At 65.5% G+C, this 14,824-nt stretch carries 12 protein-coding genes and 1 rRNA gene; 8 read left to right on the top strand and 5 right to left on the bottom strand.

The genetic code is table 11. From position 1 onward, the window contains the following. The first annotated feature begins 27 nt into the window (after positions 1–27). Complete coding sequence (locus RND64_RS08380; RefSeq protein WP_331436556.1) at positions 28–1,068, top strand: hypothetical protein; 1,041 nt, start codon at positions 28–30, stop codon at positions 1,066–1,068. 12 nt (positions 1,069–1,080) lie between these two features. On the opposite strand, the gene nucS is transcribed toward RND64_RS08380, so the two are convergent. From nucS to RND64_RS08365, 3 genes are all read right to left on the bottom strand, one after another. Continuing rightward, on the bottom strand, positions 1,081–1,779 hold the full coding sequence (gene nucS, locus RND64_RS08375; protein ID WP_331436555.1) for an endonuclease NucS: 699 nt from the start codon (positions 1,777–1,779) through the stop codon (positions 1,081–1,083). A gap of 83 nt (positions 1,780–1,862) precedes the next feature. Then, on the bottom strand, positions 1,863–3,299 hold the full coding sequence (gene glsA, locus RND64_RS08370; protein WP_331436554.1) for a glutaminase A: 1,437 nt from the start codon (positions 3,297–3,299) through the stop codon (positions 1,863–1,865). Between the two features lie 39 nt (positions 3,300–3,338). Further along, complete coding sequence (locus RND64_RS08365; protein WP_442903968.1) at positions 3,339–4,583, bottom strand: GAF domain-containing protein; 1,245 nt, start codon at positions 4,581–4,583, stop codon at positions 3,339–3,341. A 149-nt stretch (positions 4,584–4,732) separates the two neighbouring features. On the opposite strand from RND64_RS08365, the gene RND64_RS08360 reads away from it, so the two are divergent. From RND64_RS08360 to RND64_RS08350, 3 genes are all read left to right on the top strand, one after another. Beyond that, on the top strand, positions 4,733–6,607 hold the full coding sequence (locus tag RND64_RS08360) for an NAD(P)/FAD-dependent oxidoreductase (protein WP_331436552.1): 1,875 nt from the start codon (positions 4,733–4,735) through the stop codon (positions 6,605–6,607). A gap of 185 nt (positions 6,608–6,792) precedes the next feature. Next, positions 6,793–7,671 (top strand): universal stress protein, encoded by an 879-nt coding sequence (locus RND64_RS08355; RefSeq protein ID WP_331436551.1) that lies wholly within the window; start codon positions 6,793–6,795, stop codon positions 7,669–7,671. Positions 7,672–7,689: 18 nt separating this feature from the next. Continuing rightward, positions 7,690–9,264 carry an APC family permease gene (locus RND64_RS08350; protein WP_331436550.1) on the top strand — a complete coding sequence of 525 codons (1,575 nt, stop codon included), beginning with the start codon at positions 7,690–7,692 and terminating at the stop codon, positions 9,262–9,264. 13 nt (positions 9,265–9,277) lie between these two features. Here the strand turns inward: RND64_RS08350 and RND64_RS08345 are convergent, their stop codons facing one another. Next, positions 9,278–9,973: a GntR family transcriptional regulator gene (locus RND64_RS08345; RefSeq protein WP_331436549.1), complete on the bottom strand. Its 696-nt coding sequence runs from the start codon at positions 9,971–9,973 to the stop codon at positions 9,278–9,280. Between the two features lie 162 nt (positions 9,974–10,135). Here RND64_RS08345 and RND64_RS08340 point away from each other — a divergent pair, with 162 nt between their 5' ends. From RND64_RS08340 to RND64_RS08325, 4 genes are all read left to right on the top strand, one after another. Further along, positions 10,136–10,990: a fumarylacetoacetate hydrolase family protein gene (locus tag RND64_RS08340; protein ID WP_331436548.1), complete on the top strand. Its 855-nt coding sequence runs from the start codon at positions 10,136–10,138 to the stop codon at positions 10,988–10,990. A 6-nt stretch (positions 10,991–10,996) separates the two neighbouring features. Beyond that, entirely contained in the window at positions 10,997–11,917 is a 921-nt protein-coding gene (locus RND64_RS08335) for a VOC family protein (protein ID WP_270482388.1), read from the top strand. A gap of 90 nt (positions 11,918–12,007) precedes the next feature. Then, a complete protein-coding gene (locus tag RND64_RS08330) occupies positions 12,008–13,873 on the top strand; it encodes an FAD-dependent monooxygenase (RefSeq protein ID WP_331436547.1) in 1,866 nt (621 codons plus the stop codon). 84 nt (positions 13,874–13,957) lie between these two features. Then, a complete protein-coding gene (locus RND64_RS08325) occupies positions 13,958–14,593 on the top strand; it encodes an isochorismatase family protein (protein ID WP_331436546.1) in 636 nt (211 codons plus the stop codon). A 58-nt stretch (positions 14,594–14,651) separates the two neighbouring features. Here RND64_RS08325 and rrf read toward each other — a convergent pair. Continuing rightward, positions 14,652–14,768: ribosomal RNA gene (rrf, locus tag RND64_RS08320) — 5S ribosomal RNA — on the bottom strand. Between the last annotated feature and the right edge of the window lie 56 nt (positions 14,769–14,824).

Here is a 14,824-nt window from a genome sequence, read left to right as displayed (position 1 = left end):
CAGCACAGCCGACTAGACTGTCGAACCATGTCGAGCCAGGCTCCGAGGCAGCAACTCCCGTTCGCCGTCGTCATGCGCGGATACGATCGCGAGCAGGTCGCCGAACGTTTTCGACGCATCGACGCCGACCTGCGAGTCCTCGCAGCCGACCGTGACGCCGCGACCGCCAACGCGCAAGAACTCGCCGCACATCTGCACGAGGCCCGCGCGACGATCGACGAACTCCGGCGCGAGGTCGACACGCTGTCGGTACCGCCCACCACGGCGCAGGGCATGAGCGAACGGTTGAGTCGCATGCTGCAGCTCGCGTCCGACGAGGCGTCGGAGATGCGCGCGGAAGCCAGCGCAGAGGCCGCCGAGACGGTGTCGGTGGCGCGTCAGGAAGCAGCGGAACTCGCCAAGAACTCGCGTGAAGACGCCGACCGCATCGTGTCGGAGGCACGGAGTAGGGCCGAGTCGATCGTGTCGAATGCGGAGAACAAGGCGTCGGGCATCGTCGCCGACGCCGAACAGCACGCAACCGATCTACGCACCGATGCGGAATCGATCCATGCCAAGGCCAAGGCCGACGCCGCCGAGTCGGATCGCCTGTGCACCGAGCGCGCAGCCGCAATGGAAGCCGAGCACACCACGACGATGAACGCGGCACGTACCCAGGCGTCCCAACTGGTCGCCAAGGCTCATGCCGACGCCGACGAACTGGCCCGCCAGAGCAAGCAGACACGCACCGAGGAGCGCCGCCGGCACGACTCGACGCTCGCCGAGGAGCGTCGACAAGCACTGGCCGAGGCCAATCAGATCCGCGACACCGCGCGCGATATCGCGATCGAGCGACTGGCGGGCTCCCGCAACCTCTCGGCGAAGGCCGACGATGCTCGCACGCAGGTGCTCGAGGAGTTCGAGGAGATCCGCACGAAGCTCGTCGAGATCCAGCGTGAGTTCGGCACCTTCCCCGACACGTTGCGACCGGCCGAAGACATCGACTACACGTCGTTGTCGGATGCCGACGACTCCGAACTTCTCAACCGGATACTGTCCGAACGCGCTCGCTTCAGCACGGGCGACTGACGCCCTCGCGCGTCAGAACAGCCGGAACTCGGTACTCTCCGCACCCCGCAGTGCGTCGTAATCCAAGACGACGCAACGGATTCCGCGGTCGGTTGCCAGCGTGCGCGCCTGCGGTTTGATCTGCTGGGCCGCGAAGACACCACTCACCGGGGCAAGCAACGGATCGCGGTTGAGGAGTTCGAGGTAGCGGGTCAGTTGTTCGACGCCGTCGATTTCGCCGCGACGTTTGATCTCGACAGCGACGGTCGCTCCCTGCGCATCCCTGCACAGAATGTCGACGGGTCCGATTGCCGTCATGTACTCGCGCCTGATCAGCGTGTGGCCGGGTCCGAGAGTCTCGACGTGCTCGGCGAGCAACTCCTGCAGGTGCGCTTCGACGCCGTCCTTGACCAAACCGGGATCGATGCCGAGTTCATGCGACGAGTCGTGTTCGATCGAGGCGAGCGTGATCCGCAGTTCCTCGCCGGCCTTGTTGGTCACCACCCAGTACGCCTCGACCGAATCGTGCATTGCCGCGATCTCCTCGGGCACCTGCGCCTCGGTCAACCAGCAGGGCGGACTCATCCAGTTCAGCGGCTTGTAGGCGCGGTCGTCGGCATGCACACTCACCGATCCGTCGGACTTGATGAGCAGCAGCCGTTTGGCCATGGGCAGATGAGCCGTCAGTCGGCCGACGTAGTCCACTTGGCATTCCGCGATCACCAGACGCACACCGGGCAGCTTATCGGCCGCACGCGCTGACCAACACGACCCCCGACCCCCAGCGAGCCACGCCGAGCCACCGCCGCGACGAGTCAGGCGTTGCGGTAGTGCTTCAGCAGGAATTGTTCGGCGTCGTCGACGGCATCGGCCATGGACGAGTGCACGTGCGGGAGCGTGGGGTCGAGGCCCTGCAACTGGGCCGGCACGGCGAGATTGTGGACGAAGGAGTCCGACCGGTGTCGCTCGACACTCGCGCGGACCTCGCCGTCGGGGTCGACGAGAATGATGCGTTTGCCGTTGTCGTCGGCCGAGTTCTTGACGGCGAGCATCATCGTGCGGGCCACCGGGTCGATCACCCCGACGCGCGAGATCTCGATGATCACGACATCGACGCGCTCGATGTCCTCCTCGACCCGACGCAGTGCGCTCTCCGCGCTGCCGAACGTGAGGTCGCCCTGCAACTCGTACACCCGGACACGGTCGCGGCAGGTGCGCAGGAAGCTGCGCTCCTCCTCCGTCCAGTCGTCGCCGATGGAGAAGTCGGCGATGTCGTAGGTCGCTCTGATCGTGACCCGGTTCTCGCGGGTCACGTTGAACATGTGGAGTCCGAGGTCGGCCGACAGGTGCTCGCAGGTGTCGACGCCGCGCACGCTGTTGCCGTGCTCGTCGAGTCGAGGCGAGTAGACACCGATGCCGAGCTGACCGGGCAGCACCGCCAGGATGCCGCCTCCCACACCACTTTTCGCGGGCATGCCGACCGCTGTCACCCAGTCGCCCGCGGCGTCGTACATGCCGCACGTGGTCATCACGCTCAGCAGCCGCTGTGCGACCTCCTGGCTGAACACTCGCCGTCCGGTGCGCGGGTTGGCCCCACCGCAGGCGATCGTCGTACCCATTACGGCGAGGTCGTTGGTGGTGACCTCGATCGCGCACTGCCGGAAGTAGAGCGCGATCGCAGCGTCTGGATGGGTGTCGAGTCCGCCGAAGCTGTCGAGCATGTAGGCGATCGCACGATTCCGCGACCCCGTGGCCGCCTCCGACTCGAAGACGTCCTGGTTGAGCGTCAGCTGTCGGCCGGCGCACGCCGAGTAGAAGGCGAGAATCTCCTCGAAAGTCTTCTCCACGACCTCGGGATCGACCTCGCGGATCGGAGGAAGGAGCAACGACGACGCGACGATGGCTCCGGCGTTGATCATCGCGTTCTTGGGTCGACGTTGTGAGTCGACGCTGATCTGGTTGAACGCCTCACCCGACGGCTCGACACCGATCTTCGCGTCGACCTCCGTCGGGCCCAATCGGCTCAGCGCCATCGCGTAGGTCAGTGGCTTGGACACCGACTGGATGGTGAACGCGGTCCCCGAGTCACCGAGTGAGTACAGGTAGCCGTCGTGCATGGCGACCGAGAGTCCGTAGCCGTCGGGATCGACCGCCGCGAGTTCGGGGATGTAGTCGGCCACCTCCCCCGCCCGGTCGTCGGCGCAGTCGGACATGATCTTGCGCAGGTAGCCATCCACATGCGAAATCGTCACGCACTGACCGTAACCCGCCGAAGTTCATCGGTCGAGGATTCACCGGTCGAGTGACCGCGCCGGGTCGTCGACAGTCGTGATCTCGACGCCCGCGGCGAACCGGTACGGATTCGCGCTGAGCACGCCGCCGAGACTCTTTCGCAGACGCGACATCTCGGCGCGCACCGTGACGGTGCGGTCGTCGGTGCCGAAGAGTTGCTCCGACATCGCTGCCGCACTCAACCCGTCGGGGTGCGCGGCGAGCAGCGCCAGGATCTCCGTGTGCCGCCGCGACGGACGGTGGGTCCACGAGCCCGTCGCGCCCGATACCCGCACAGTCGGTGGACGGTTGCCAGCGAGGTCGAGTTCGACGAGCGTCGTCGTCGGGTCGCGGTCGTCGGCCACGCGCACGAGCCATCCGCCCGGCAACGGTTCGAACTCGCATGCACCCAGAGCATGTAACCAGGTACGCCCGGGCTGCGGAGTCCCGGGTAGAAGCAGCCGCGAGCACGGCGCAACCGAGTCGACCGCCGCCACCCAGCCGTCTGCGTCGACGGCGAGCGCCGGCCCGGATGACCGCGCGAGGATCGGAGCCGCGATCGCCCTCAGCTCGTCGAGGCGGCGTCGATGATGTTCGCGCAGTTGAGATTCGGCGAGTTTCGCAACGGCACTCACCAGTGCCAGCGTCGTCGGGTGGATGGTTGCGGCGGGGCCACTGACGTCGACGACGCCGAGCACCGCATCCGTTCTCGGGTCGCGGATCGGCGCACCCGTGCACGTCCAGGTGTGGTGTGTTCGAACGAAGTGCTCGGCGGAGAAGACCTGGACGGGACCTCCGGACATCAGCGCGGTTCCGATGGCGTTGGTGCCGACGGACTGCTCTCCCCAGTCCGCGCCCTCGACGAATCCGAGACGATCGGCCCGGTGCAGCACGCGGGTCTGACCTCCACGCCAGAGAACGTGTCCCGCGGCGTCGGCGATCACCAGGATGTTGTCCCCGTCGGCGATCACGGCGTCGAGTCCACCGGTCAGATCGTCGAGAACGAGTGCCAACGGCGACTGAGCCCGACGCGCCTCGAGGTCCGCGGCACCGATGAGGCTCTCACCGCTGCCGCGCTCGGGGTCGACACCCGCGCGCAGGACTCGACGCCACGACTCGCCGATCACATCGCGCGGACGCGCGGGTGGGCGGCCGCCCGACATCGCGGCGTCGTACACGGCTGCGAGCACGGCGGCATACTGCCGCGGGTCATCGCCCGCGCCGACCGCGGGCTCGCCCTCTCTGGATGGTGATGTAGCGGTCATCACCAGCGATTGTGCTCTCGATCACAGAAGAACCGCAAAGAACCCCGCGAATGCAACCTGTTGCAACCCTTGCCCACCCCACCCGCTCCCGAGTGTGCTGTGCATCACACCCGCCGGGCGCAACGGCCCGGCAGAGATGAGGAGTAGCAATGACCCAGACGCTTGAACCCCAGACGTCTACACCGACCACCGGACGAGACGAGCCGACCGAACGGACACCGGCAGAGCGCGTAGACCGGTGGCTCGCCGACTTCGAGTCGGCGCTTCGGGCGCGCGATATCGCCGCGGTGACCTCGATGTTCGCGACCGACTGCTACTGGCGTGACCTCGTGGCCTTCACCTGGAACCTCAAAACAGTCGAGGGCCGCGAACAACTCGCAGACATGCTCACGGCGCGCCTCGACGACACCGCCCCGGAGTCGTTCGCCGCAACCGAGACTCCGACCGACGACGACGGCGTCGTGACCGCGTTTCTCGAGTTCGAGACCGCAACGGGTCGCGGCGAAGGCATGCTGCGGCTCCGACAGGCGGCCGACGGCGACGACGACGGCCGCGACGAGGCGTGGACGCTGCTCACCACCCTCCAGGAACTGAAGGGGCACGAGGAGCGCCGCGGCGCGAGCAGGGTGCTGGGCGCAGTGCACGGGTCCGAGCCCGACGCGCGATCCTGGGCCGAACGCCGCGAGGCCGAAGAGGCGGAGCTCGGCCGGTCGAGCCAGCCATACGTGCTCGTCGTCGGCGGCGGTCAGGGCGGCATCGCGCTCGGTGCGCGCCTGCGGCAACTCGGCGTTCCGTCGATCGTCGTCGACAGTCACGACCGACCGGGCGACCAGTGGCGCGGACGGTACAAGACGCTGTGCCTGCACGATCCGGTCTGGTACGACCACCTGCCCTACCTCCCCTTCCCCGACAACTGGCCCGTCTTCGCGCCCAAGGACAAGATCGGCGACTGGCTCGAGTTCTATACGCGCGTCATGGAGGTCCCGTACTGGTCGAAGACCACGTGCACGTCGGCGAGCTACGACGAGCAAGCCGGGCGATGGACCGTCGAGGTCGAGCGCGACGGCGAACACCTCACGCTCACCCCGACCCAACTCGTCCTCGCGACCGGGATGTCGGGCAAGCCCAACGTCCCGTCGTTCCCCGGCCAGGACGTGTTCGCCGGCGAGCAACACCACTCGAGTCAGCACCCGGGACCCGACGGCTTCGCAGGCAAACGCGTCGTCGTGGTCGGTGCCAACAACTCGGCACATGACATATGTAAAGCGTTGGTGGAGAACGGGATCGACACGACGATGATCCAGCGATCGTCGACACACATCGTGAAGTCGGACTCGCTCATGGAGATCGGCCTCGGCGCGCTCTACAGCGAGCAGGCCGTGGCGTCGGGCATGACGACGAAGAAGGCCGATCTCACCTTCGCCTCGCTGCCCTACCGGATCATGCACGAGTTCCAGATTCCGCTCTACGACCAGATCCGGGAGCGCGACAAGGACTTCTACGGGCGGCTGCAGGCGGCAGGCTTCGACCTCGACTTCGGCGACGACGACTCGGGACTGTTCATGAAGTACCTGCGCCGCGGATCGGGCTACTACATCGATGTCGGCGCGTGCGAGCTGGTTGCCGACGGCACCATCAAGCTCGCTCACGGCCAGGTCGACCACCTCACCGAGAACTCCGTCGTGCTCGCCGACGGCACAGAGCTTCCGGCGGACGTGGTGGTCTACGCGACCGGGTACGGCTCGATGAACGGGTGGGCCGCCGACCTGATCGGCCAGGATGTCGCCGATAGAGTGGGCAAAGTGTGGGGTCTCGGCTCCGACACCACCAAGGATCCCGGACCGTGGGAAGGCGAGCAACGCAACATGTGGAAGCCGACCCAGCAACCGGGTCTGTGGTTCCACGGGGGCAATCTGCACCAGTCCCGCCATTACTCGCTCTACCTCGCACTACAACTCAAGGCACGGTTCGAAGGCATCGACACCCCGGTCTACGGGCTACAGGAGGTCCACCACCTGAGCTGACCGGTCGTCCACTGCCGTTCTCGACCCACTGGCCAGAATGTCCTGCGTGCCTCTTGGACGCAGGACATTCTGGCCAGTGCGTCCGGAAGTGGCCCAGCGCACAGTGAATCGGATGCCGTGAACATCGAACCGCTCGGGCGCTGCTGGCGCCACCTCCCCGAGCCGACCGAACGGAGCGCACCACCATGACCAACCCCAGGCCCAACCTGCTGGTCGCCTACCTCGCAACCCCCGGCGGCGAGGATGCACTGGCACTGGGCGCGCAGTTGGCCCAATCCTTCGACGCCGACCTGAAGATCTGTCTGGTGGTGCCGCCTTCCACACCAGCCGAACAGGCCGTGGCACCGGGCGACTTCCAGGAGATCCTGGACAGGCAGGCCGCGACTTGGCTCGACGACGCACTGCGCACGCTGCCCGACGGTGTCGACGGCGAAGGTTATGTCGCCGAGTACGAGAACGCCGCGGAGGGCTTGTCGATCGAGGCGGAGCGGCTGGACTCGTCGATGATCGTCGTCGGCGGGTCCGGGGGCGGCATACTCGGCCGTCACACGCTCGGTTCCGTCGTGACCAATCTGGTACACACCTCGGCGACCCCGGTCGCGGTGACACCGCGCGGCATTCGCGAGATCGTCTCGCCGGTCACCCGCGTCACGTGCGCGGTGGGTCGACGGCCCGGCGTCGAGGCGCTGTTGCAGGCGGCGACGAGGGCGTGCACAGCCGCCGACGTCCCGCTCCGATTGTTGTCACTACTGCCCGTCGACGACGGCCTCTCGAGCGACCCGACGAAGGACTCCGAGGCCCGCCGCGTTGTGCACGAGCACCTCGAGCGCACCGTTGCCGCGGTGCGCGACGACCTGCCGGACGGGCATTCGGTCACCACCGCGATCGCGACCGGCAAGACCGTCGAAGACGCTGCGGCGTCGCTGGATTGGGAGCCGGGCGACCTCCTCTACGTCGGTTCGAGCCGACTGGCACAGCCATTCCACCTGTTTCTCGGATCAACCGCGGCCAAGATGTTGCGGGTGCTCGCCGTTCCCATGATCGTCGTCCCCCGCGGCGCCTGACACCGGAGATCTGCAGAGATGAGTACGTCCCCATCGTCGCCAACCGAATCGCCTGACCCTGCGCCGTCGACGCCCACCGTCACCATCGATGCGAACAGCAAGGGGCTCGCGTCGGGGAAGGTCGGAGTGTTCTCCGGTGCTGTCCTCGGGATTTCGACGGTGGCCCCCGGTTACACGCTCACCGCGAGTATCGGACTGATCGTCGCGGCGGTCGGGCTCAAGATGCCCGCGATCTTCATCGCCGGTTTCATTCCGATGTTCCTGACCGCGTACGCCTACCGGGAACTCAACAAGGACACCCCCGACTGCGGAGCGTCGTTCACCTGGTCTACCAAGGCATTTGGGCCGTACGTGGGCTGGATGTGCGGTTGGGGCATGGTCGTGGCGACCATCATCGTGCTGTCGAATCTCGCGGCGATCGGCGTGCAGTTCTTCTACCTGATCATCGCCCAGATCTTCGACAAGCCGTCGATCGCAGATCTCGGCACCAACAAGCTCGTGAACATCCTGACGACGCTGGTACTGCTCGCGATAGCCACGTGGGTGTCGATGCGCGGGATCACCACGAGCGAACGACTTCAGTACGTGCTGGTCGGTTTTCAGCTCATCGTGTTGTTCGCATTTGCCATCATCGCGTTCGTCAAGGTCGCCGACGGATCCGCGCCCGCGGGACTGCATTTCGACATCGACTGGTTCAATCCCTTTACCGGGCTGACCATCTCCGCGTTCGCAATCGGGCTCACCGGATCGATTTTCGCGTTCTGGGGTTGGGACACGTGCCTCACGCTCGGCGAGGAATCCAAAGACCCCAAGCGCACCCCCGGACGTGCCGGGTTGCTGTGCGTGATGTCGATCCTGCTCACCTATCTGCTCGTGGCGGTCGCCGTGATGATGTATGCGGGCGTGGGCACCGACGGGGTCGGGCTGGGCAACGAGAACAACGCCGAGAATGTCTTTGGCGCACTGGCCGATCCGATCCTGGGACGATGGGGCGGCGTCCTGCTGTTCGCCGCGATCCTGGTCTCGTCGATCGCCAGCCTGCAGACGACCTTCCTGCCGGTCGCACGCACCATGCTCGCCATGGGGAGCTACGGAGCGTTTCCGAAGAAGGTCGCCGAGATCAGCCCGCGCTTCCTGTCACCGTCCTTCGCGGCGCTCGTCGCCGGCATCGTCACAGCCGTCTTCTACACGGCGGTGACGCTTCTGTCCGAGCGCACGCTGATCGACACCATCGCCGCGCTCGGCATCATGATCTGCTGGTACTACGGCATCACGGCGTTCGCGTGTGTCTGGTACTTCCGGCGCGAACTCTTCTCGTCTGTGCACAACTTCTTCTTCAAGTTCTTGTTCCCACTCCTGGGCGGTGCCGCACTGATCGTGGTGTTCGTCATCTCGGTCGGCGAGAGCATGAATCCCGACAACGGTAGTGGCGCTTCGATATTCGGCGTCGGACTTGTGTTCTACATCGGTTTCGGATTGCTGGTGCTCGGCCTCTTCGTGATGCTCTACCTACGCATGCGACAGCCGGCGTTCTTCCGGGGCGAAACGCTTCCCCGCTCGCTGCCCGTCTCGTCGGACGCAGACAGCGGCTAGGTGTCGAGAGCGGTCACATGGTGACGGCGCTGTGCACGGCGATGTCGCTCTCGACGAGCAACTCTGTGGTGTGCGCGATGTGATCGCGCAGCGCGGTCACCGCGCCCTCGGCGTCGCGCGCGAGCGCCAACTCCATCATTCGACGATGCTCGCCGTCGAGATCGCGATTCTTCTCGCGCCCCAACGGTTGCGACCAGCGTCGGTAGAGCTCGGCCTCGTCGCGTAGACCGTTGGCCAACTGCAGGAGCTTCTTGTTCGCGCAACCGTCGAGCAGTGCGCGGTGGAACGCCGCATGGGCCAGTGCCCATTCATCGGTCACGCGCACGGGATCGTCGTCGGTGAGATAGGGCGTACCGACCATCCGGTGATGAGCGGCGACGACCGACGACTCCCACGCGAGGTCGCCGTCACCGATCGCACGGCCGAAGACCAGGCCCTCGAGTTCGAGACGCGCGTCGGTCAGTTCACGCAACCGGGGAACGGAGATTTCGGTGACCGCGTACCCGACGTTGGGTTCGTTGGTGACGAGCCCCTCGAGCGACAACCGCGTAAGTGCCTCGCGGATCACACTCATGCTCGCGTCACATTCTTCGGCAAGAGTTCCGAACTTCAGGCGGTCACCCGGCAGATACCGACCCCCGAAGATCTCGCCGCGCAACTGCGCGTAGACGAGGTCGCCTCGCGTCTGCTTCGCCTTCGCTGTTGCCATGGTCACAACCATAACCCACTCTTGTCCGCATTAGCGTCTGATCGACCGATTTTCGAAAATAACTTGCACTGACGAATATGAGGGAGTAGACCAGAGGTCAGTGACTGTGACACCGATCACCCTCTGGCATCGATGCGCAGCGATACGAGGAAGTGAGCAATCATGCGCCTGGGAGTTCTCGAGAAGCGCGCAGTGTTGGTCGATGACGGACACCGGCTGGCCATCGACGTCGCCGAGGCCAGCGACGGACGGTTCGGGCCGTCGATCACTGCGATCTACAACGTCTGGGACGATTTCGCCGCCTGGGCCCACGACATCGACCCCGCCAACGGCAGCGTCTTCGACGCCACGCTGGAGAATCCGATTCCCGAGCCCGCGCAGGTCTTCGCCATCGGCCTCAACTACGCAGAGCACGCGGCGGAGTCGAAGTACGACATCCCCGACTTCCCGCCGGTGTTCACCAAGTACCGCACGTCGCTGGCCGGCCCGGTCGGCGTCGTCGAGCTGACGGGTCCCAAGATCGACTGGGAGGTCGAGCTGGTCGCTGTGATCAGCCGTGCGGCTCATCGTGTCAGCGAAGCGGACGGTTGGGACTATGTGGCCGGACTGACGATCGGGCAGGACATCTCCGATCGCGAAACCCAATTCAACGCGCACCCACCGCAGTTCAGCCTCGGCAAGTCGTACCCGGGGTATGCCCCGATGGGACCGGTCGTCGTCACGCCGGACGAATTCGCCGACCGCGACGACCTCGAGCTCAGTTGCGCCGTCAACGGAGAGCAGATGCAGAAGGGCCGGACGTCGGAGATGATCTTCTCTGTCCCGCAATTGGTCTCGCGTCTTTCGCACATCACTCCGCTTCTCCCGGGTGACATCATCTTCACCGGCACGCCGTCCGGTGTCGGCATGGGCAGAACGCCGCAGCGATTCCTCACCGACGGTGACGTTCTCACTTCACGAATCGCCGGCATCGGCGAGATCGAGCAGCGCTTCGTCGCAACGGCAGAGACGCGGTGATCGACGATGGCACTGCACAGACTCGCGTCGGTCACCATGGGCGTACCGAACGTCGACGAAACTCTGGCCTACTACACGGAATTCGGGCTGACGCCGACATCGGACGGCTGGTTGTCGACCACCGAGGGTGGCGAACAGTTGCGGATCGTCGCCGCGCCGACGCGTCGACTCCTCGAACTCTCGGTCGGCGCTGACGATCTCGACGACATCGACCGCATCCACCACGAACTGATCTCGAAAGGCTTTCTCGCGCAACGGCACGGCGACGAGGTGACCGCCCACGAGCCGGTCGCCGATCTTCGCGCCACCGTTCGAGTCCTGCCGCGACTGAACCAGCAGCGTGTCGAACCGACTCCGTATAACGGTCCGGGCCGTATCGAACGGTACGGCCGCGCACCCGGCGTGATGCGCGACTACCCGATCAAGCCGCACAAGCTCGGACACGCGGTCCTCGGTTCCACCGACTACGTGGCGACCTGCCGATTCTTCGTCGACGGACTCGGCTTCAAGATCAGCGACCACATCAAGGGGCACGGATCGTTCCTGCGCTGCTCGCAAGACCACCACAACGTGCTCGTCATGAACTCGCCGGTGACCTACCTGCACCACACCTCATGGCAGGTCGACGATATCGACGATGTGGGACGAGGCGCGGCCGCGATGCTCGAGGGCAATCCCGAACGCCATGTCTGGGGTCTCGGCCGACACCACGCCGGGTCGAACTTCTTCTGGTACCTGAAGGACCCGGCAGGGAACTTCTCCGAGTATTACTCCGACATGGATTGCATCCCCGACGATGCGCTGTGGACGCCGGAAGATCTCGAAGGCGCACGTGGACTGTTCAATTGGGGACCGCCACCTCCCCCGAGTTTCCTCGCTCCCGAGGATCTGGCCGCGATGATGACCGGCGCCCACTCGACCAACTGACGCCCAACACTCCCGCTCGAACAACTCCCCAACCCCTTATCCACCCCTCCGGCACGACTGCCGGCACTTCGACCATGGAGGTCGACTCCGATGGAAACCGTCACCACAGATGTCCTCATCGTCGGCGCAGGACCGGCAGGCCTGACCGCAGCAGCACTGCTCGCCAAGTACGGCGTCAGGGCACTGACCGTCAGCCGATACTCGGGAACCGCGAACTCACCACGCGCCCACATCACCAATCAGGGTGCGATGGAGGTGTTCCGCGACCTCGGCATCGACGACCGCGTGCGTGCCGCAGCCGTGCCGAACGAGTACATGGGCAACAACGTCTGGGCGACAAGCTTCGCGGGGACCGAGATCGCCCGGCTGAAGTCATGGGGTTCGGGGACGCTACGGCACGCCGACTACGAGGTATCGAGCCCGACGGAGATGTGCAACATTCCGCAGCACATCCTCGAACCGATACTCCTGCAGGCAGCGCGTGAGTTCGGCGCGGAGATCCGGTTCAGCACGGAGGCCGTCTCACTGACCGACACCGGCGATCACGTCGACGCCATCGTGCGCGAACGCACGACAGGCGCCGAGTATCGGGTACGCGCCGAGTATGTGATCGGCGCCGACGGCGGACGTTCGACAGTCGCACAGCAGATGGAGTTCCCCCTGCGCGGGGAGATGGGCCTCGGCGCCGCCATGAATATCTGGCTCGAAGCAGACCTCTCCCAGTACACCGCCCACCGTCCCGGAACGCTCTACTGGATGGCACAGCCGGGCAACGACTATTGGGTCGGTAGCGGAACGTGGATCTGCGTGAAGCCATGGACGGAGTGGGTGTTGCTGTGCATGTACAACCCCGAGGACGGCGAACCCGACACGTCCGAGGAGGCGGTCATCGAGCGGGCCCGCACCACCATCGGCGACGACTCGATCGACATCCGTATCAAGGCTGTCAGCAAATGGCAGATCAACCACGTCATCGCCGACACGTTCAGTAAGGGTCGGGTGTTCCTCGCAGGCGACGCGGCGCACCGCCACCCACCTGCGAACGGTCTGGGCACCAACACCTCGGTGCAGGACTCCTTCAACCTCGCGTGGAAACTCGCCATGGTGCTGCGCGGCGACGCCGAACCGGCACTCCTCGACACCTACACGCAGGAGCGCCAACCCGTCGGTGAGCAGGTCGTCGATCGCGCGATGGAAAGTGTGCGCAACATGCTGCCGATCTCGCAGGCACTCGGCTTCGAGCCCGGACAGTCCGCGGAGGACGGTTGGAAGATGCTCGACGAGTTGTTCTCCGGAACCGAGCGCGGCGCCGCCCGACGCCGCGAACTCGACAGTGCCGTCGCGCTACAGAACTATCAGTTCAACGCGCACGGAGTCGAACTGGGACAACGCTATTCGTCGACATGCATCGTCGACGACGGCACCGACTACCCCGAGAGCGTCCGCGATGACGAGCTCTACTACCAACCGACGACGCATCCGGGAGCGCGCCTTCCCCACGCGTGGGTGGAACAGGGTCGACGCCGCGTCTCGACCATCGACATCACGGGCCACGGAGCGCTCACACTGATCATCGGCGAGAACGGCGAACGCTGGCGTGCCGCGGCAGCACAGGTTGCAGACGAGTTCGGAGTCGAGCTCGACGTCCGAGCTGTCGGCGTCGGCTGTGAATACCACGATGTCCTCCGTGAGTGGACGCACCAGCGGGAGGTCGGCGACGACGGCGCGCTTCTCGTCCGCCCCGACCATCACGTCGCGTGGCGGAGCATGGAGATGGTCGACGATCCGGCCTCCGCCCTCCGCACCGCGATCAGCACGGTGCTCGGCAGGCAGGTGCCCGCGGACGCAGCGCCGACCGCACCCCGCGGATCGGTGGAGACGGTCGTTTCCCACGACCAGCCTGTCGGAGTTGTTACGGTCGGGACCGGAGCACCGCTCGTTACCGGTTCGAACTGAACCGACACGGGCACGTCGCTCAACCGACCGACGACCAAGCTCCCGCTACAGCGACGCTCGATCGATAAGGGAGGAACGGCATAGATGCCAAAAACCGAACCAGAACCGATACGCGAACCGCGCGGTGATCACCTGCTCACCCCAGAAAACTGTGTGGTCACGTTCATCGACTACCAACCCGAGCAGTACTCGACGATTACGTCGACCAGCACCGAAGCCATCAACCTCGGGGTGGTCGCTCTTGCGAAACTCGCCACCGCCTACGAGGTCCCGGTCGTCCTCAGCACCGTCGGCGTCGACCTCGGTGTGAACACCGGAACCACCGAAGCGCTGCGATCGGCACTTCCCGATGTCGAGGAGATCGACCGCACGGGCGTCAACGCGTGGGAGGACGCCGACTTCCGTGACGCCATCCGTGCGACGGGCCGCCGAAAAGTCGTCATCGCCGGCTTGTGGACCGAGGTCTGCCTCACGTTCCCGACGCTCGACATGCTCGCCGAGGGGTACGACGTCTACCCGGTCATCGACGCTGTCGGCGGAATCAGCCCGGTGTCTCATGAGCAAGCGATCGCGCGGATGGTCAAGGCGGGCGCACAGCCGGTGACCGCCATCTCGTTCGGCGCCGAGCTCATGCGCAACTGGGCGCGCCCCGACTCGGACAACCTCCGCACCGTCATGCGGTGGTACTTCCCGGAACGAGCGCGCCTCGGCCTCGAATAGGCCTTAAACGCAGTAATGCCCCGCACCACGGGGGTGCGGGGCATTACTGGGATGTTGTGCTCGGCGGTGTCCTACTCTCCCACACCGATTAGAGTGCAGTACCATTGGCGCTGGTGGGCTTAGCTTCCGGGTTCGGAATGGGACCGGGCGTTTCCCCACCGCTATAGCCGCCGAAACAATATGAAACAGCATCCACGCAGGATGCGCTCTTTATATGAGCGTTGCGCGTGT

Origin of the sequence: Gordonia sp. w5E2 (genome assembly GCF_036540975.1) — a bacterium.
In the GTDB taxonomy this organism is placed as follows: Bacteria; Actinomycetota; Actinomycetes; order Mycobacteriales; family Mycobacteriaceae; genus Gordonia; species Gordonia jacobaea.
The sequence above is the reverse complement of the archived record's forward strand: the minus strand, read 5'-3'. Positions and strand labels throughout refer to the sequence as shown.

Bases quoted from the DNA above. Each gene is read 5' to 3' on its own strand.
- RND64_RS08380 (WP_331436556.1), top strand. From the start codon at position 28: ATGTCGAGCCAGGCTCCGAGGCAGCAACTCCCGTTCGCCGTCGTCATG.
- RND64_RS08365 (WP_442903968.1), bottom strand. From the start codon at position 4,583: ATGACCGCTACATCACCATCCAGAGAGGGCGAGCCCGCGGTCGGCGCG.
- RND64_RS08360 (WP_331436552.1), top strand. From the start codon at position 4,733: ATGACCCAGACGCTTGAACCCCAGACGTCTACACCGACCACCGGACGA.
- RND64_RS08355 (WP_331436551.1), top strand. From the start codon at position 6,793: ATGACCAACCCCAGGCCCAACCTGCTGGTCGCCTACCTCGCAACCCCC.
- RND64_RS08350 (WP_331436550.1), top strand. From the start codon at position 7,690: ATGAGTACGTCCCCATCGTCGCCAACCGAATCGCCTGACCCTGCGCCG.
- RND64_RS08345 (WP_331436549.1), bottom strand. From the start codon at position 9,973: ATGGCAACAGCGAAGGCGAAGCAGACGCGAGGCGACCTCGTCTACGCG.
- RND64_RS08340 (WP_331436548.1), top strand. From the start codon at position 10,136: ATGCGCCTGGGAGTTCTCGAGAAGCGCGCAGTGTTGGTCGATGACGGA.
- RND64_RS08335 (WP_270482388.1), top strand. From the start codon at position 10,997: ATGGCACTGCACAGACTCGCGTCGGTCACCATGGGCGTACCGAACGTC.
- RND64_RS08330 (WP_331436547.1), top strand. From the start codon at position 12,008: ATGGAAACCGTCACCACAGATGTCCTCATCGTCGGCGCAGGACCGGCA.
- RND64_RS08325 (WP_331436546.1), top strand. From the start codon at position 13,958: ATGCCAAAAACCGAACCAGAACCGATACGCGAACCGCGCGGTGATCAC.